The organism is Streptomyces nigrescens (genome assembly GCF_027626975.1).
GTDB lineage: Bacteria > Actinomycetota > Actinomycetes > Streptomycetales > Streptomycetaceae > Streptomyces > Streptomyces nigrescens.
Window position 1 is genome coordinate 39,769 of the sequence record NZ_CP114203.1, and the last position, 17,012, is coordinate 56,780.

The 17,012-nt window shown below is 67.3% G+C and carries 17 protein-coding genes and 1 pseudogene; 14 read left to right on the forward strand and 4 right to left on the reverse strand.

Annotation, left to right across the window (positions count from 1 at the left end):
- The first annotated feature begins 71 nt into the window (after nucleotides 1-71).
- From STRNI_RS00175 to STRNI_RS00185, 3 genes are read left to right on the forward strand one after another with little or no spacing between them, the layout of a single operon-like run.
- Nucleotides 72-317, forward strand: a complete 246-nt coding sequence (locus STRNI_RS00175; RefSeq protein ID WP_277410263.1) for a hypothetical protein — start codon at nucleotides 72-74, stop codon at nucleotides 315-317.
- Between the two features lie 15 nt (nucleotides 318-332).
- Complete coding sequence (locus STRNI_RS00180) at nucleotides 333-1,457, forward strand: hypothetical protein (RefSeq protein WP_109886400.1); 1,125 nt, start codon at nucleotides 333-335, stop codon at nucleotides 1,455-1,457.
- Nucleotides 1,454-1,723: a hypothetical protein gene (locus tag STRNI_RS00185; protein ID WP_109886401.1), complete on the forward strand. Its 270-nt coding sequence runs from the start codon at nucleotides 1,454-1,456 to the stop codon at nucleotides 1,721-1,723. Before STRNI_RS00180 ends, STRNI_RS00185 begins: the two co-directional genes overlap by 4 nt.
- A gap of 300 nt (nucleotides 1,724-2,023) precedes the next feature.
- Here STRNI_RS00185 and STRNI_RS00190 read toward each other — a convergent pair whose 3' ends face one another.
- The 4 genes from STRNI_RS00190 to STRNI_RS00205 all read right to left on the reverse strand — a co-directional run bounded on the left by STRNI_RS00190 (nucleotide 2,024) and on the right by STRNI_RS00205 (nucleotide 4,675).
- Complete coding sequence (locus STRNI_RS00190; RefSeq protein WP_338149803.1) at nucleotides 2,024-2,257, reverse strand: lamin tail domain-containing protein; 234 nt, start codon at nucleotides 2,255-2,257, stop codon at nucleotides 2,024-2,026.
- 230 nt (nucleotides 2,258-2,487) lie between these two features.
- Nucleotides 2,488-3,027: a hypothetical protein gene (locus STRNI_RS00195; protein ID WP_109886402.1), complete on the reverse strand. Its 540-nt coding sequence runs from the start codon at nucleotides 3,025-3,027 to the stop codon at nucleotides 2,488-2,490.
- A gap of 104 nt (nucleotides 3,028-3,131) precedes the next feature.
- A complete protein-coding gene (locus tag STRNI_RS00200; protein WP_109886403.1) occupies nucleotides 3,132-4,208 on the reverse strand; it encodes a helix-turn-helix domain-containing protein in 1,077 nt (358 codons plus the stop codon).
- Between the two features lie 197 nt (nucleotides 4,209-4,405).
- Entirely contained in the window at nucleotides 4,406-4,675 is a 270-nt protein-coding gene (locus tag STRNI_RS00205) for a hypothetical protein (RefSeq protein WP_162596797.1), read from the reverse strand.
- A 761-nt stretch (nucleotides 4,676-5,436) separates the two neighbouring features.
- Between STRNI_RS00205 and STRNI_RS00210 the strand changes: the two genes are divergently transcribed.
- The 11 genes and pseudogenes from STRNI_RS00210 to STRNI_RS00260 all read left to right on the forward strand — a co-directional run bounded on the left by STRNI_RS00210 (nucleotide 5,437) and on the right by STRNI_RS00260 (nucleotide 16,631).
- The gene (locus STRNI_RS00210) at nucleotides 5,437-5,670 is read left to right on the forward strand and encodes a hypothetical protein (RefSeq protein ID WP_204165795.1); all 234 of its coding nucleotides are present in this window, start codon (nucleotides 5,437-5,439) and stop codon (nucleotides 5,668-5,670) included.
- 423 nt (nucleotides 5,671-6,093) lie between these two features.
- Entirely contained in the window at nucleotides 6,094-6,276 is a 183-nt protein-coding gene (locus tag STRNI_RS00215; RefSeq protein WP_109886405.1) for a hypothetical protein, read from the forward strand.
- A 1,117-nt stretch (nucleotides 6,277-7,393) separates the two neighbouring features.
- The gene (locus tag STRNI_RS00220) at nucleotides 7,394-7,642 is read left to right on the forward strand and encodes a transposase (RefSeq protein WP_239471493.1); all 249 of its coding nucleotides are present in this window, start codon (nucleotides 7,394-7,396) and stop codon (nucleotides 7,640-7,642) included.
- Between the two features lie 484 nt (nucleotides 7,643-8,126).
- Nucleotides 8,127-9,950 carry a glycoside hydrolase family 15 protein gene (locus STRNI_RS00225; RefSeq protein WP_277410264.1) on the forward strand — a complete coding sequence of 608 codons (1,824 nt, stop codon included), beginning with the start codon at nucleotides 8,127-8,129 and terminating at the stop codon, nucleotides 9,948-9,950.
- A 31-nt stretch (nucleotides 9,951-9,981) separates the two neighbouring features.
- Nucleotides 9,982-10,082 (forward strand): annotated as a pseudogene (locus tag STRNI_RS00230) (site-specific integrase); the annotation flags it as partial.
- Between the two features lie 413 nt (nucleotides 10,083-10,495).
- Nucleotides 10,496-10,714 carry a ferredoxin gene (locus tag STRNI_RS00235; protein ID WP_266735821.1) on the forward strand — a complete coding sequence of 73 codons (219 nt, stop codon included), beginning with the start codon at nucleotides 10,496-10,498 and terminating at the stop codon, nucleotides 10,712-10,714.
- On the forward strand, nucleotides 10,711-12,114 hold the full coding sequence (locus STRNI_RS00240; protein ID WP_277410265.1) for an NAD(P)/FAD-dependent oxidoreductase: 1,404 nt from the start codon (nucleotides 10,711-10,713) through the stop codon (nucleotides 12,112-12,114). Before STRNI_RS00235 ends, STRNI_RS00240 begins: the two co-directional genes overlap by 4 nt.
- Nucleotides 12,115-12,175: 61 nt before the next feature.
- On the forward strand, nucleotides 12,176-13,444 hold the full coding sequence (locus tag STRNI_RS00245; protein ID WP_277410266.1) for a cytochrome P450: 1,269 nt from the start codon (nucleotides 12,176-12,178) through the stop codon (nucleotides 13,442-13,444).
- Nucleotides 13,445-13,467: 23 nt separating this feature from the next.
- The gene (locus STRNI_RS00250; RefSeq protein WP_277410267.1) at nucleotides 13,468-14,514 is read left to right on the forward strand and encodes an NAD(P)-dependent alcohol dehydrogenase; all 1,047 of its coding nucleotides are present in this window, start codon (nucleotides 13,468-13,470) and stop codon (nucleotides 14,512-14,514) included.
- The gene (locus tag STRNI_RS00255) at nucleotides 14,511-15,671 is read left to right on the forward strand and encodes a diacylglycerol/lipid kinase family protein (RefSeq protein ID WP_277410268.1); all 1,161 of its coding nucleotides are present in this window, start codon (nucleotides 14,511-14,513) and stop codon (nucleotides 15,669-15,671) included. Before STRNI_RS00250 ends, STRNI_RS00255 begins: the two co-directional genes overlap by 4 nt.
- 114 nt (nucleotides 15,672-15,785) lie before the next feature.
- Nucleotides 15,786-16,631 (forward strand): enoyl-CoA hydratase/isomerase family protein, encoded by an 846-nt coding sequence (locus STRNI_RS00260; protein ID WP_277410269.1) that lies wholly within the window; start codon nucleotides 15,786-15,788, stop codon nucleotides 16,629-16,631.
- Nucleotides 16,632-17,012: the final 381 nt, after the last annotated feature.

Genomic DNA, 17,012 nt, shown 5'->3' on the forward strand with positions numbered 1-17,012 from the left:
CCCCTTGGGGCACAGATCCCGACGTCGGCGTCTCGCCTTCCTTCCTGCGTGGCCGGGCGGAGGCCTGCGACGTGGCGTCCGAGACGATACGCAAGACCAGGGGTGTCGCTGAAGATGCCAATGAGGACCTGGGCAGGGCAGCTTCCGGCTGGTCGTTCGTGAAGAGCATCGATGACATGCAGGAGCGCTGGGAAGCGCTCGTGAAGGAAGTCACGGGCCGGCTGGACTACGCCTCCGACAGCTTCCGGCGCAGCGCGGATGCCTACGTCGAGAACGAGAGTCAGATCCAGTCCTCGTTCGCCAACATCTACCGCTGAGCGCCAGGGGGAATCGTGGTCACCTTTACTCAGCTCCTGGAGCTGGACGTCAATGGCCTGGAGACGTTCGCCGACCGTTGGGGCCGCGTCCACAAGCAGATCAAGGAGGCCCGCGAAGGCTTCCATGACGATGTCGTCCGCAAGCTGCACGCCGATCATTGGCGAGGGGAGGGCGGTCGGAAGGCGCAGGAGTACTGCGACCGAATACAGACGGGTATTGACGCTCTGGACGCCGAGGTCAAGAGCTTGCGCAGGTTCCTCGACGAGGAGGCCGACGGCGCCAAGGGCAGTGGCGGCGTCAAGGGCTTCGAGGGGCTGCAGAACGAGGCGAGGTCGCTTCAGCAAGAAGCGTTCAGCCACGGGATGACCATCAACGACGACGGCAGCGTTCAGTACTCGGTGATGTACGACCCGGACTCCCCCGATGCGCAGGAGATCCTCGATGAGAGCAAACGCACGGCCAACTCCCTCGAGGGGCGCGCCAAGCAGGTTCTGAGCACGGCGACCGAGAACGACGAGTGGATCGCCCTGAGCCTGAAGGTGATCTTCGGTACGGTGCGCAACTTCGAGACCGAGGACCGCAAGTACAACGTCTTCGAACCGACCGTGAAGGACCGCATGGTCCGCAACCAGCTCAACAACGTGGGCGCACTGGCAAACGCGCGGGGCTGGAAGACCACCGCCGGCCTGGTTCAGCACTACCTGGACGGCAGCGGAAAGCCGGTCGAGGTCGAACCCCAGCAGATGTTGAACGACATGCCGCAGTTCCAACGGGACCTCGACAAGACCATGGCCAACGACGTCGGCAAACGGCCGGACGGCCCCTTCACCACCGAGTGGCAGTCGACCGCGCCGAACCCCAAGGACGGGGACAAGAGCATGGACTGGTACTACGGACTCAACCACTTCCAGTACCGGACGGTCGGCGAGAAGCACGGGGACCAGGTCACGTACCACGTTGAGGTGCAGAAGCGTTACGACTGGGGTGTTCCCAGCGAGCACCGCCGTACCCAGACAGCCTTCGGAGGCCCTTTCGAGATGGAGCTGGAGCAAGCCGACCTCGCGCGCCTCAACTCCACAGGACTGGCCCGTGATTTCGATGTGAAGGGCAGCTCGGGACAGATGCGGACCACGGTATGAGCCCCCGCCGCTACGTCGGCCGCCACACCGGCGGGCATCCTCACGACCCGAACGCTCCAAAGGCATCACCGCCCAAGCCGCCGAGGACCGCTTCCAAGCCTGTCGACCGTCGCCGGGTCAAGAAGATCGCCCTCTGGGTGGGACTTGCCGCCTGCCTCGCGTTTTCCATCGCCGTCCTCATCGGGCTGGTGCAAGGCTTCTACGAGATGGACCACCCACCCGGCGGCTGGTGCCAGGACAACTCAGCCACCTGCGTACACCCCTGACGAAATCAGGCCGAACGCTATACAGAGCCATCAGCGGCCGAAGCACGGTGCATGTCTCTGCGACCGTTTGAACACCAAACTCCATTGGTCGCTGACTGTCGGCCGTTCTGAGCGCAGCCCCGTGCGCCAACTCGCCGCCGGCTGTGAGATCACCGACGTCGAGTACCAGCTGGGATAGCCCCAGTCGTCGGCCGCAGTCCGCTCCTTTGAGCGGGACCGCAGCGGTGCGCCGCAGGCACGGGCCTGCGGCGCACCGCTGTGGCCGTGAGCGGTACAGCTCGCCGGCCGGTTCAGGGCCGGTCAGTGACCGCGGCGGCCCCAGCTTTCGGCATCGACGACGCGACGGTGGTCGTTGCGCAGGGCGGCGGTGTCGCTGGTGTTGTCCCAGACGTAGGTGCGGCGGTCCTGGTAGACGTCCCGGCGGTTGTCGTGGCCGATGCCGGTGTGGACACGGATCTGACTGTGGCCGTTGAGGCGGAGGTTGCCGAAGCGGTAGCTGTGGCCGGACTTGTCGGACAGGGTCCGGCCCTTGATGTTGGCCGGGAGGCGCTAGCGTTCTTCATCGTGACCCACTCCGCTTTCAGGCTTCGGTGGGAACGGTATCGGGGCCGATGTCCGCGTCCAGGAGATGCAGACCGTCGTTGCGCACCTTGTTGACCGCGGTGGACATCGCTTGGGCACCCAGGTGCCGGCCGCCAGCTGCCGCGGAACCGCACCGACCCCATCCCGAGAGCCGTGTCCTGGGTTGTCGGCGAGCCGCTCTGTCAGACGGTTGTGGCCGTTGGGAGGCCTCGCGGTAAGCCAGAACGGGAACCGATGTGTACGCAGCACCGATGGGTGGCCGCTTGCCAGCATGCCCGGAGAGCTACGGCACTCTCCCCAGCCAGCCGGCGGTCGAAGGTGGCCAGCAAGGACGCGACGGTGGTCGCTTCAGTGCCGAGAGTGTCCGCAGTTGTGGCGAGGCTGAGTCCGATGACGCGGTGGAGGACGGCGGCGTCAGCTTCGGCGGCCGGGACGAAGGAGTAGAGGGCGCTTGCTGGTGTGCTGGCAGGGGTGCGGGCGCGGCGGATGCGGCCGGTGAGGGCTTCCCAGGCGATGGCCGTGGTGCGGTAGCCGGCCAGGGCCTGGGTCCAGGAGGCCGCCAGATCGCCTAGGGCGCGCTGGACGGCATCGGCAGCGGTGTCGTGGTCGACGAGGAGCTGCTGGGCGAAGTGCTGGTAGATCTCGTGATGGAGCTGGCAGAACGCTGCGAAGTCGGCGGGCAGGACCACGGTGATGGCCTGCTCGCCGAGCGGGGGGCGCACGGAGGTGGTGTGCGATGTCGTGCCGGCGGCGGTGGATGGTGCGGGCGGCATAGGTCCCCCGGGGCAGATCGGTATGGAGCGTGGTCGTTGAGGCAGAGTCGTGATCAGCCGAAGGCGGCCGCCGGCCACCTGGGTCCGTCGTCGTCAGGGGGACCGGCAGCTTCGACGCGTTCCCACAGGGGCCGGATCGCCTCCGGGTCGCCCTGAAGGGCGTTGGTCAATGCCTTGACTACCGGCCAGCGCAGATAGCAGGCGGCCGGAGGCTCACCGGCCAGGAGCGCGGCGGCTGCCCGTGCGGTCAGCGCCGCCGCAGCGCGCCGAAGCAGGGTGGGAATGTCGGGATTGCCTGAGACCAGGCGCAGTCCCCGCAGGGCGGCCTGGAGGGTCCGGACGGCTTCCGGGTAGTTATCGGCGGGCGGCAGTGCGGTCACGGCGTGGGCGGTGTTCCACAGGAACACCAAGTCGTCCGGGTCCGCGTCGCAGGCACGGGCGAAGTCGGCCGTGACCTGCCAGGTGGGAATCCGCTCCCCCGACATGATCCTGTAGATGTAGGACGTCGACACCCCGCTATTGATCGCAAGGCCGCTGACCGTTGAACTCCCGCTGGTGCGGCGCAGGTAAGACAGGGCGCGTGAGAGGGGATAGCCGGGCTGGCCGGGCAGGAGCCGGTTGACCTGTCCGACGGTGGGTGGGCTCTTGGTGTTCTGGAGGGCTGCGGGCTGTCGTTGGCGGGTGGGTCCGCGGCGCGCGCGGTCGTTGAGCATCTTGTCGACCTTCTCCGCGGAGTAGTGCCCTTTGAGGGTGCCCTCCGTGGTGGTCATGACTTTGGCGATCTGCGGCCAGCTCGCTCCCTTCGCCAGGGCCTGCCGGAGGGCGACGGCGATCGTGTCGTCAAGGTCCCGGCGCATGGCGACGCAGGTTTCCAGGCACTCGAGCGGCAGGGCTGGTACTGGGTGCTGTGCCCGGTGGGCCAGTGCCTGAGCTTTGGTCAGCAGGGCCCGGGTGAGGCGTACGGCATCGTCGTCGTAGCTCCGCGGGGCGGTGGGAAGGACGGTGCGGCCGCGGTAGAAGGCGCTGCGGCAGCGGTTGCTGCAGTGCTTGGGAAGGCGGCCGGTGGGCTTGGGGCGTTTGAAGGGACGGTTGCAGTTCCGGCAGAAGAGGGGTTGTTCGTTCTTCGTCATTGAAGTTCCGTGTGGGCGAACAGGGGTGCGTGAACGCCGGAGGCGGCATCACGCGCAGGTGTCTTTCGTGGCGCGGCAGCGGGCTCTTTCATGACATCCACCGGAACGAAACCGCTGGAGCACTTATCGCCCGCCGGTGCCGGGACCCGGCCTGGGCGGTGACCACCGCACTGTGGCCGGCCGGGTCCCGGGAGCAACTACCGCAGGCGCAAGGCGCGATACCTGAGGTAGGAGCGGTTCGCCACCAAAGCCAGCGGCGCCATCACGGCCGCTACGGGCGCGGCCGCCGGCCCGTAGATGAGCACGAGCCCGAGCGATGCCACGGCGACGAACGCCCCGCCACCGACCTTGACAGTTGTGTCGACGGCCGCAGATGTTTGCTGTTCGCGCAGGTGGTGCATGCTAACTTCGAATCCGCTGGTCAACGCTTCAAGCGCCAGGCCGGCGGGACGCGGACGAGGGGGCACGCTGTTCTCCTTGCTTCGTGGGCACAGATGAACGGACGGGCCCTGTGGGAAGGTTGGACGCCACCTCAGGGCCCGTTCGCATGCCGACCCTAACCCCTCACATGCACGGAGAGCGACGAATCCGTCACGAAATCGGAAAGCCAGTTCGTCGGCTACACGAAAGCAACAACCACACCGTGACAGAGCACATGCGGCCACAGAATTGTCCCGCATAAGCACCGCCCCCTCGAGCAGATTTGCGATAAGCGCCCGCAAACCGCTGCCCGTCGCTACACTCCCCGCTCCTCGAAACACGGACCCTTCGCATGCCACCAGTGCCCCTGCCTGACCGGGCGACTCGCCGTGGGAGAGAATGCTCGGCATGACGACTTGAAGAGCACCGGCCGGGCGGCAGCGCTGGCGCAAGGTCGGAACCTGGGACACTGTCCGCGACGGGGATCGACGGATCCGCGCCGCCTGCGGAACGCCCGTCCGCTCGTACCAGCACCGCTGCCATCCACCCGAGTCCTCCATGTTCGAGCGATGCGTCGGACTCGCCTGGTGTTCCGGTTGCCGGATCTACTCCGGCAACATGATGCACATCCCCCGGAAGCGAGTCCTCGTCGACGCCCTCGCTCCGCTTTCCCGTGAGCAACGGGAACGGCTTGCACATTCGGAGCCTCGGCTGGTCGAGTTCCTGGACCGTCAGACCCGAGACAGCACAGGGTAGCCGCCGCCAGGCAGCCGGAGACGAAAGCGTCTCGCGGGCAACTCTCGCCGTGTTGGCGCAGCAAGGCGGGGCTGCCCACGAGCAGCCGGGTGCCGTCGAGTTCGGCGCGCATGCCCATGCCCAGGACGACCTCGCAGGCTTGGTGGATGGGCGCGTGGAGGTGCTGTTCTTCGGTGTGGGCGACGATGGCCTGGGCGAGGGGGTGGCGGGCGTGCAGTTCGCCGGAGGCGGCCAGGCTGAGGACTTCGTTGGCGGTGGACGAGGCTGTGCCCTCCGCGTGCCCTAACGGGCGGTCAATCACGGTCAAGACGGGTACCCTCCGGCACTCCCGGCCCTGCCTCAAAGCCCGCGTTCACGCAGGTCAGCCCCTCAATGGTGACCTCAGGCGCCGTTGATTCCCAAGTTCAGAGCGCGGGTTCAATTCCCGTCACCCGCTCCGTAACGAACCCCCGCCGGCAAGCGGACGGGGGTTCCTCATTCACGCAGCTCTCAGGAGGCATGGCCGCCATCACGAGACTCCACATCCCCTTCGGGCCGGTGTCCATACCCGTGTTCGGTTCATTTCGGCGACCGAGCGACCTCTACATCAGGCACATGCCAAGAATGACTCAACCGCGCATATGCGAGGCAGGGCCGCGCATACTCCGCACTGAGCATCACGGGAGTACGCCAGCGGGCGCACGACGCCGAAGGGCGGCAAGCTGGGCCCATGACCGACCGGCTCGGACCCCACATCGTGGTGCACCCACCGTCCGTGGATGGCGGCCGGCGCCTCCATGTGGATGCCAGACCCCTCGGCGTCGCCTATGACGTGGCCGACCTGCTGGAACTCCTGCGCCGAGCCGGCCTGGACCCCGAAGAAGTGCGGCTGAACGACCCGATGATCAAGTGACGCGGAGCAGGACCCGAGATCTGGGACACCGGCCCGTGAAGCCCCGTTGCTTACCCAACGCCCCGTCACCGACGGCGATGACCCACCGGCCGCCTTACCGCGTCGGTGCCACCGTCCACCGTCCAACGCGGCGGCCAGACCATCACCGTCCAGGTCACCCTCGAGCCCTGACACAAGCCGACTCCGAACGATCCCGCAGATCCGCTCGACACCCGAGGGCCATCCGCTCCCCAATCCACGTCATACGAAGAAAGCCATGAAATACCGTCAGGTTCGCCTGACACGGCGTCAGCTAAGTCAGCATGCAGCCTGCTGGAGGTGATTACAGGTGGCGACACATGCACATGCACCGATCCGACCTGTACCACCTCTGAGCTGCAAAGATACTGGCCAACCCGCTACCCCCACAACACCGCCGCTAACCCGGTGCCAATGGAAGCCGAAGAGGCACAACAAGGCATCGTTGCAGGTCAGAGGGCTTTTTCAGGTCAGCAAGTCAGCGCAAAGTCAGCATCGGCGGCGCTACGCCGGGAACGGGCCGACTCCCCGGGGTCATGCGGCACGCCATGGTCCAGACCTCAGCGGCGTCCGGAGTCGAGACCGATGCCAGTTGTCGCACAACAGTACAACTTCCCTCGCCATTGCGAACCGCCTCCAGACTGCCCGGAGTTGGACGGCGTGGATATCGCCAGCCTCGACGCCCGTTGCATTTGCCCCAACTGGGTTTACAGCACCCTTCGTTGGTCCCTGACTGGTGACCGTCACGAACGCAACACCCTTCGCTAACTTGCCGCAAGCAGCACGAACACCGACGTCGGGTACGAGCGGGTGTAGCCAACACGGACGCTCACCTTGAAGCCCTCACCGGCGGCCTGTTGAAGCTGACACATCCGTTGCAAGCACGCACGGCATCACGGATAACCACACCCCAAGGCAGACGTCGAACGCGTATCGACGCCCTCCACATCGGAGGGTGATCATCTCAGTCGGCGTAGCGTCGGTGTCCACCAGTTCCAGCGGCCGGCGAGTTGCATGAGGGCTGGGGCGAGTCTGGTCCCGGCGGCAGCTGATTGACGGCATACGGTTCCGGGTCCGCACCGGGGTGCCATGACGGGACGTGCCCGTCGAGTACGGGCCGTGGGGCCGGATCTACGACCTGTTTCGCCGGTGGCAGCGAAACGGCACCTGGCACCAGGTTCTCACCCGGCTCCAGGCCCTGGCCGATGCGAAGGGCGCGATCGTGTGGGACCTGAGCGTCGACGACCTCAGCAAGACGCGGCACGACCTCAGTCACGCCGCCCTTCGTGTTGAACAGCTTCAGGCCCGACACCTCCCCCTCCTCGACTCTGCAGTCCGCAACACATAGGAGAGCAAGATTGTTTCCGCGAAAGGTCTTCGGTGTCCGTTGATGACGATTGTTGCCTTCGTCTGTGGTGCCGAGCTGCGGGATGAAGGATTGCGGTGCCGGGTGGGAGCCAGCTCCGTGCAGTTCGATCTTGCGTTTTCAGTGGCGTGGGTGGGTGCTGGGGGCTGAGGAAGATCGGCACGAACGCCGGCTGGGATTCCCACAACGCCTGGGACCGGCCAGGGCGCAAAAGACACCTGCTCCGGCGTTTGTAGGACACTGGAGGTACAGGGACGTGGTTATCCCCCGACCCTCGATCCGAGGTGTCGAAGCGGAAGGCCGCAACCGATCCGCCGGCGGGCCCTCGGCTTCGCGATCATGGATGCCGCGGTCGAGGAGTGCCGCGATGCCCACCGCGAACTGACCGAGCAGGTCAAATCTTCACCGGATGGTGCGATCGCAAGGGCCCGAGCAGGAGAGGCGGGAGCAAAGGGAGGGTGCTGCGATGACTGGATCACCGGCACAGCACAAGTCCGCCCGGTATCTGCCGATCGCTGAGCACGGCTTGATCGGGAATCTGCGCACGGTGGCGCTGGTGGGCACCGACGGCACCATCGACTGGTACTGCTGCCCCTCCTTCGACTCCCCGAGTGTCTTCGCAGCCATCCTGGACGCGGACCGGGGCGGGGCATTCGAGCTGGCTGCCACCGTGCCGGCCGGCACCAAACAGTTCTACTTCCCGGACACCAATGTGCTGATCACCCGCTTCTTCACCGAGGACGGGCTCGGGGAGATCCAGGACTTCATGCCCGTGGCGGACTCCGGCGCATCCAACCGCGACCGGCTGATCCGGCGGGTGGTGTGCGTCCGCGGAACGATTCCGTTCCGGGCTCGGGTGGCTCCCCGGTTCGGCTACGGCGCCCACCCGCACACCGTAAGGATGCTGGACCGGGCCGCCCTGTTCGCCTCCGAGGAGCTGTCGCTGACGCTGACCGCCACGGTGCCGCTGGAGTACGACGAAAAGGACGTGTGGACGGAGTTCGAACTCTCCCAGGGCGATACCACGGTCTTCGTACTGGAGCAGGTCAGCAGCGAGGCTCCGCCGCGCCGCTGCCCGCTCGCCGAGGCTGAGCGGGAGTTCACCGCCACGGTCGCTTTCTGGCGGCGCTGGCTGAACCAGTCGCGCTACCGCGGCCGATGGCGGGAGATGGTGCACCGCTCCGCCCTCACCCTCAAGCTGCTCACCTACGCCCCCACCGGCGCGATCGTGGCAGCCCCCACCACCAGCCTGCCCGAGCAGGTCGGCGGCGGCCGCAACTGGGACTACCGCTACGTGTGGGTGCGCGACGCCGCGTTCGCCGTCTACGCCCTGCTCAGGCTCGGCTTCACCGAGGAGGCCGAGGCGTTCATGGGCTTCCTCACCCGGTACACCGACCGGCGCGGCAACGGATCGTCCGGCCCGTTGCAGGTCATGTACGGCATCGACGGACGCACCGAGTTGCCCGAACGCGAGCTGTCCCACCTGGAGGGTTACCAGGGCTCGTCGCCTGTGCGGGTCGGCAACGGCGCGGCCACCCAGCTGCAGCTCGACATCTACGGCGCCCTGCTCGACTCCGTCTATCTGTACGACAAGTGGTGCCGGCCCATCTCCAGCGGCCACTGGCGCGCGGTGTGCGCACTGGTGGACTGGGTCTGTGAGCACTGGGACCAGCCGGACGAGGGTGTGTGGGAGACCCGTGGCGGGCGCAAGAAGTTCCTCTACTCCCACCTGATGTGCTGGGTGGCCATCGATCGCGCCATCCGCATCGCCCGGCACCGCAGCCTCCCCGCCGAGCTCGGCCGCTGGGGGCCGATCCGGGACGCGATCTACTGGCGGATCATGGACAAGGGCTGGTCGCCCGACCGGCAGGCGTTCGTCCAGCACGAGGACGGCGATGTGCTGGACGCCGCGGTGCTGATGATGCCGCTGACCAAGTTCGTCTCTCCCAGCGACCCCGTATGGCTGTCGACCCTCGACACCCTTGGTGACGAACTGGTCTCCGACTCCCTGGTCTGGCGCTACGACCCCAAGGCCAGCCCGGACGGTCTGGAAGGTGAGGAGGGCACCTTCTCAATCTGTTCCTTCTGGTACGTCGAGGCCCTCACACGCGCCGGGCGCCTGAACGAAGCCCGCCTGGCCTTCGAGAAGATGCTCACCTACGCCAACCACCTCGGCCTGTACGCAGAAGAGATCAGCCACACCGGAGAGCAACAGGGCAACTTCCCCCAGGCTTTCACCCACCTTGCCCTGATCAGCGCCGCCTTCAATCTCGACCGCGCCCTGGGGTGACCTGCCACACTCCGCATCCTTTCCATTACGCGAGGTCGGCGAGGCTCTGGAACTGCTCTGGGGCACCGCGGCGGTCAACACCTGGACCGCTGGGCGGCGGTGCTGTCCTGGCTCGGCTGGTGCGCCGAGTATCAGCGGCTTCAGCCGGCTCGGTCGGCCGGGGCCGTATTGCCTCCACGAACGCTCCTGATCACGGTGGCCGCTCCCATGCGGGCAGGCACTCCGGAAGCCCCCGGACCTGCACGAACCGGTCAGTGATCAAGAACTACAGCTGCCCTGAGAGATGTTTTCCGTAACAGCGCATTTGCGGGCGTCGGAAGACAGGGGGACCATTTTTTTAGGGGGTAACGGCCGGGCAAAGCTTGATGCCAACGCCATCGGATGTGTACCGCGACCTTCAGACCGTGACGCTCACCAGCAGTAAGCGTCACCGCGAAGCTACCGCCGTGGCGAAGAAGATCGAACATGCGGGTGCTCAGCCGGTGGCGTCGGCGGGGGCGACGGGTGGGCTGTCCAGCTGGGCGGCGATCGGAAGGAGTCTGCCCATGCGAATCGCCGTGGACCTGAATCGGTGCCAGGGATACGCACAATGCGTGTATTTGGCGCACGAGGTCTTCAGATTGACCGGCCAGGAGGCGCTCACCTACGAGCCGAATCCCGATGACGAGCGGCGCCTGCAGGTTGAGCGAGCCGCTGCGGCGTGTCCGGTGCAGGCGATCGTGATCGACCGCTTGGACGGCGCGAAGGGGAGCGCGACGTCATGACCGTGCCGGCAACGGTCGCAGAGCTTGTGCGCAAGTTCAGAGCCAACGGCCGGATCGTCATCGTCGGTGCGTCCCTGGCCGGACTGCGGGCCGCCGAGGCCCTGCGTGAGGAGGGCTTCACCGGGTCTTTGACCATCATCGGGGACGAGCCGGACGAGCCCTACGACCGTCCCCCGCTGTCCAAACAGGTGCTCAAAGGCTGGGTGCCGGCCGACCACACCACGCTGCCCCGCCTGCGAGAGGTGAATGCGCAGTGGCGGCTCGGGGTGACCGCCACCGGGTTGGACCGGGCCGCCAAGCAGGTGCGCCTGGCGGACGGCGAGCAGATCCCGTACGACCGGTTGCTGATCGCCACGGGCACCCGCGCGCGACAGTGGCCGAACCCGGACGAGGCCGCCCTGGACGGGGTCTACTCGCTGCGCTCGCGTGATGATGCCGCACAGCTGCAAAAGGCGCTGGCCGCGCCGCCGTCGCGGGTCGTGGTCATCGGCGCCGGGTTCATCGGCTCGGAGGTGACCTCCGTCTGCCGGGAACTCGATCTCCCGGTGACCGTCGTCGAGCGGGGCTCGGCGCCGCTGGTCGGCGCGCTCGGCGGGGTGATCGGTGAGATCGCCGCGGAGATCCAGCGCGACCACGGCGTGGACCTGCGCTGCGGGCTGGGCGTGTCGTCACTGGAGGGCGACTCCGGCGGACACGTGCGGCGTGCTCATCTCTCGGACGGAACCACCGTCGACGCCGACGTGGTGGTGGCCTCGCTGGGGTCGATCCGCAACGTGGAATGGCTGGAGGGCGCCGGGCTGGCGTCCGGTTTCTGGGGCGTCGGTTGCGACGCCGGCGGTCGCGCCTTCGACATCAACGGCGTGGTCACCGACAGCATTTACGTGGCCGGGGACGTGGCGCGCTCGCCGCACGTGCTGTACGAGTACCAGTTCCTCGCGATGGAGCACTGGGACAATGCCGTTCTCGGCGCCGAGGCCGCGGCCCACAACATGGTGAACTTCGAGCCCCACTATCGCCCGCATCTGTTGCTGCCCGGCTTCTGGTCCGGTCAGTTCGGCCTCAACATCAAGTCCGTCGGCGTGCCTCCATTCGGCGACGAGATCGTCTTCACACAAGGGTCCGTCAAGGAGCGCCGCTTCGCCGCCGCCTACGGTCGCCGGGGCCGCATCGTCGCCGCCGTCACGTTCGATCACGGCAAGTGGCTGGAGTACTACGGGAAGCTGATCGAGCACTCGGGCCCGTTCCCGCCTCCGCCGCCGGGCTGGGACCAGCCCCCCGACATGAAGCCGATCCCGGCCGAGTTCCCGCAACCCGGCGTCCCGACGGCGCTCCCCGACGTCGTCCTGACCGGCCACGACCCGAGCGAGCGGGCGGCCGAGTTCCGGCCTCGCCCTCGTTGACGCGCCCGCCCGAAAGGGCGTGCAAGCGGACAGCACCGACAGAAAGAAGGAGGGAAGCCTCGTGGTCGAGGAAACCCCCTGGCAGCAGGCCCTCCGCTACGCCAACCGCGCCAATCCGTACCCGTTCTACGAGGAACTCCGCAAGACACCGGTGGCGCGGCAGCCGGACGGCACCTACGTCGTCAGCACCTACCAAGAGATCGTCGCGCTGCTGCACGACCCCCGGGTCAGTTCGGATGTCAGGAAGCTCCCCGACCCGGCCCCGGCCCCGGCCGAGGGCTCGGCCGAGGCCGAGCCGATCACGGAGACGGTCGTCTCTTTGGAGCCGAACATCATCACCCAGGATCCACCCGAGCACGATCGAGATCGCCGGATGATGATGCCGCATTTCGTCGGCCCGCCCCATTCCCCTCACCTGATCTCCGACCTGGAACCCGAGATCCGCCGCATCGTGGACGGCCTCCTGGACAACATGCAGGGCAAGACCCGGATCGATGCCGTCGACGAGTTCGCCTACCCCCTGCCGGTGACCGTGATCTGCAAGGTCCTGGGCGTGCCACTGGAAGACGAGCCACGCTTCCACAGCTGGATCGAGACGGCACTGGACTCTTTGGATTTCGGCCCCGAGGCTGCCTCCGAGGAGATACAGAGCCGACTGGCCGGGGGCCGCCAGGCCGTGGAGGAGTTCGGGCAGTTCGCAGCTGAGCTGCTCGACCGGTACGCCCAGCAGCCCGGCCCGGGCATGCTCTCGGCGATGGTGAACGAGGACGGCCCGGAGACAGGGATGTCCAAGGGTGTGCTCGTGAGCAATGCCTTGCTCCTGATCTTCGCCGGGCATGAAACCACGGTCAATCTCATCGCCCACAGCGTGCTCACCCTGCTGCGGCACCCCGACGCGCTCGAGAAGCTGCGCCGCCGGCCCGAGTTGATCGTGCCCGGGGTCGAGGAGTTGCTGCGCTTCGAGTCGTCGGTCCAGTTCTGGCACACCCGCTCCGCCGTGGAAGACATCGACATCGCAGGCACCACCATCCCGAAGGGCGCGCCGATCTTCCTGGCATACGGCTCGGCGAACCGCGACCCGAAGCGGTTCGCCAACCCCTACGAGCTTGACCTCGAACGCCGGGACAACCAGCACCTCGGGTTCAGCCAGGGCATCCACTTCTGCTTCGGCGCTCCGCTCGCGCGGCTCGAAGTCCAAGTCGCGGTCGGCGAGTTCCTCCGCCGGGTGGAAAACCCCCGGCTCGTAGAGGACCCACCGCCGTACCGCCACAACCAGATTTTCCGCGGCCCGCGCCACGTCCTGGTCGACATCGACGGGATCCGCGACTGACTCGGCATGTGTAAAGGATCGCTATGCGGGCTTTTCAACTGGTCGGATGGCAGCAACCGCCCGAGCTGCGCGAGGTTCCGGCGCCCGAGCCCGGGCCGGGACAGGTCCTGGTGAAGGTCGGGGGTGCCGGCGCGTGCCACTCAGATCTGCACATCATGGAGGCACCCGGACCACCACCCGGATTCGCCACGGAACTGCCCTTCACACTCGGCCATGAGAATGCGGGATGGGTGGAGACGCTGGGACCGGGTGTCACCGGGTTCGCGCCCGGAGACCCTGTGATGGTCTACGGTCCCTGGGGCTGTGGGATGTGCGCCAACTGCCGGGAGGGCCAGGAGAATTACTGCCAGAAGGTCAGTGGTCAGGGCGGGGGCCTGGGAGGCGGTCACGACGGCGGAATGGCTGAGTACCTGCTGGTTCCGACGGCGCGATTCCTGATTCCGCTGGGCACCCTCGACCCCCGCCAGGCCGCCCCGCTCACCGACGCGGGACTGACCAGCTATCACGCCGTCAAGCGATCGGTGCACCTGCTGGGGGCGGGCTCGACCGCGGTGGTGATCGGGGTGGGCGGTCTGGGCCAGATGGCCATCCAGATGGTGCGAGCGCTCAGCGCGGCGACCACCGTCGTCGCCGTGGACACCGATGCCGGCAAGCTGGAAACCGCCAAGCACATGGGCGCGGACGAGGCGCTGCTCTCAGGCGAGGACGCGGTCACGCGCATCAAGGACATGACGGGGCAACAGGGCGCTCAGCTCGTGCTCGACATGGTCGGCATAGACCCGACTCTGCGCATGGCTGCTCAGGTGGCCACGGTGCTCGGCCACCTGACCATCGTCGGTCTCGGCGGCGGAGCCCTGCCCGTCAACTTCTCGAACCCGCCGCACGAGTGCTCGGTCGCCTCGCCCTACTGGGGCTCCCTTCCCGAACTGATGGAAGTGATCACCCTCGCCCAGCAGCAAAAAATCAAGATGCTGCTCGAGCACTTCCCCTTGGAACGCGCCAACGAGGCATACCAGCTCCTGCACGACGGCAAGATCCAAGGACGCGCCGTCATCACCCCCCACCCATGAGTACTGTCATGGCCGAGAACACGTTCCGACCGGTGGCCGCTGCACGGCGGCCGTATCTGATCGTGAATCCCCGTTCGGGAGGAGGGAAGGCGAGCCGGTTCCGGATCGCGGAAAAGGCCCGTGCGTTGGGGGCTCAGGTTCTCCTGCTCGATCCTTCCCGGCCCCAGGACCTCGCGACTGTCGCCCGGCGCGCGGTGGATGACGGTGCGGATCTGCTGGGGGTGGCCGCCGGAGACGGCACGCAGGCACTTGTCGCCGGCGTGGCCGCGAAGAACGGTGTTCCCTTCGTGGTCATTCCGGCCGGTACCCGCAACCACTTCGCGATGGACCTCGGCCTGGACCGTGACGACCCTTCAGCCGCACTAGAGGCCCTCACAGACGGCGTCGAACTGCGCGTGGACCTCGGGTTCGCAGGCGAGCGGGTCTTCGTCAACAACGTGTCGTTCGGTGCCTATGCCGCCCTGGTACAGGACCCGGCCTATCGGGACGACAAGATCGGCACGACGGCGCGGATCCTCCCGGAATTCCTGGCCCGCCACAAGGGCCCGGAGCTGGTGGTACGCGCCGGGCTGCTCACCGTTGACCGGCCTGATGCCGTACTGGTGAGCAACAACCCCTACCGGGCCGATGACCCGGCCGGGCTCGGCAAGCGTGCGCAACTGGACTCCGGGCTCCTGGGAGTACTGGCCGCCAGGGCGGAGACGCCCGCCGAGACCGCCGCCCGGCTGCGAGATGGGCAGACGCACGGCCTGACCAATCTGGCCACCTCTGAAGAGGTCGTCGTCGAAGCCGACGTCCCGGTCGTCCCCGTCGGGCTGGACGGTGAAGCCGTCACCCTGCCGACTCCCGTGCGGTGCCGGATCAGTCCCGGGACGCTACGGGTACGGGTCCCCCGCCATCGGCCGGGCGCCGCGCCCGCCGGGCGGCCGCCCGGCTGGGGCACCATCCGGCGGGTGGCCTCGGCTGTCGGGCGAACGGTTCAACCTGATCGTTCCCGGCTGACCCCACCCCTGCTGCCTCCATCGCCCGGTGCGAGGTGCCCCGCGCACCAGGCCCGGGAAAACGGCGGCGCTAGGAGGCTGCGTGGGCGCCCGTGGGTGATCGAGGAGAGACTGGAAGGGGTGTCGGCGCCGGGTCGTGTCGAGGCCACTCCCTGATCGTGCACAGCGCTGGAAGGAGATCGCCGTGCGGTCGTGCTGTGGCTGGAGGAGCACCAGCTCTGACAGCCGGGATTGGCACCGGGCCGTGTTGAGCGCGGCGAGGAGGAGAACATGACCGCCCCATACGAGACCATCAGCGCCAGCACCAGGTTGGACGGCAACGTCCTGTTCGCCACCTTCAACGCCCCGCCGATCAACCTCATCGGTCCCGAGGTCGTGCGAGACCTGGTCGGGCTGCTGGAGGAGGTTTCCCGGCCGGCGAGTGCACGGGTGGTGGTCTTCGACAGCGCGGACCCCGACTTCTTCTTCCCGCACGTCGACCTGACAAAAGTGCCCGAATACACCGCTGAAGCCGCGAAAGCCGGGGGTCCGGGCGACGCCTCCCTGGGGATGCTGTTCCGCAAGCTCAGCGAGATCCCGGCCGTCACTATCGCCAAGCTGCGCGGCCGTGCACGAGGGGCGGGCAGCGAGTTCCTCCTCGCCTGCGACATGCGCTTCGCCTCCCGGGAGAACGCTGTCCTGGGCCAGCCCGAAGTCGGCATCGGCACCCCACCCGGCGCGGGCGCCATCCAGCACCTCACCCGGCTGCTGGGGCGGGGCCGAGCGCTCGAAGCCGTACTGACGTCGGCCGACTTCGATGCCGAACTTGCCGAACGCTACGGATGGATCAACCGCGCGGTGCCCGACGCCGAGCTGGACGAGTTCGTCGCCGGCATTGCCGCGCGCATCGGGGACTTCCCCCGCGATGCGCTGATCGTGGCCAAAGCAGCCATCAACGCCATCAGCCTGCCAACTCCGGCCGACGTACGCGCGGATGCTGCCATGTTCCAGCAGCTCGTACGGGGTGAGGCCACGCAGCAACGCACGACGGAGCTGTTCGAGCGGGGCTTCCAGACCCGTGGCCGCACCGAACTCAACCTCGGTGACGCACTGGGCGACTTGAAGGCCGTCGACTGACCCAGAGGTGAAATGGCAGCGCGTGCGTGTCCTTCAGCGTGCGTGGCGCCGTCTGCGGCAAAAGACCACAGAACGCCTCTCCCCCAGTACGTCACCCCATGGGGCGTCGCAGGTCGGGACCACGACCGGCGAGGGAGGGCCGTGGCGTTGAAGCATCCGCCCTTGAGTCACACGCGACTCTGTCAGTGAAGGTCGGTCGGCGTATCCGCTCGTCGGTGAGCCTGTCACCGAGGGCGCCGTGTCTTCACCGAGCCGAGCACCCGGCGAAGGGGTTAGTACTCCAGCTGTAGATCGTGATCTTGCTGGTGGGGTGAGAGTGTCAGTGGTGCATGGCACTTTTAGGGGTGGTTGTCATCTGTCTGGGCGCCTCAAGTGGCGAGC

Coding starts and splice junctions, on each gene's coding strand:
- STRNI_RS00185 (WP_109886401.1), top strand. CDS start 1,454: ATGAGCCCCCGCCGCTACGTCGGCCGCCACACCGGCGGGCATCCTCAC.
- STRNI_RS00200 (WP_109886403.1), bottom strand. CDS start 4,208: ATGACGAAGAACGAACAACCCCTCTTCTGCCGGAACTGCAACCGTCCC.
- STRNI_RS00215 (WP_109886405.1), top strand. CDS start 6,094: ATGACCGACCGGCTCGGACCCCACATCGTGGTGCACCCACCGTCCGTG.
- STRNI_RS00225 (WP_277410264.1), top strand. CDS start 8,127: ATGACTGGATCACCGGCACAGCACAAGTCCGCCCGGTATCTGCCGATC.
- STRNI_RS00235 (WP_266735821.1), top strand. CDS start 10,496: ATGCGAATCGCCGTGGACCTGAATCGGTGCCAGGGATACGCACAATGC.
- STRNI_RS00240 (WP_277410265.1), top strand. CDS start 10,711: ATGACCGTGCCGGCAACGGTCGCAGAGCTTGTGCGCAAGTTCAGAGCC.
- STRNI_RS00250 (WP_277410267.1), top strand. CDS start 13,468: ATGCGGGCTTTTCAACTGGTCGGATGGCAGCAACCGCCCGAGCTGCGC.
- STRNI_RS00255 (WP_277410268.1), top strand. CDS start 14,511: ATGAGTACTGTCATGGCCGAGAACACGTTCCGACCGGTGGCCGCTGCA.
- STRNI_RS00260 (WP_277410269.1), top strand. CDS start 15,786: ATGACCGCCCCATACGAGACCATCAGCGCCAGCACCAGGTTGGACGGC.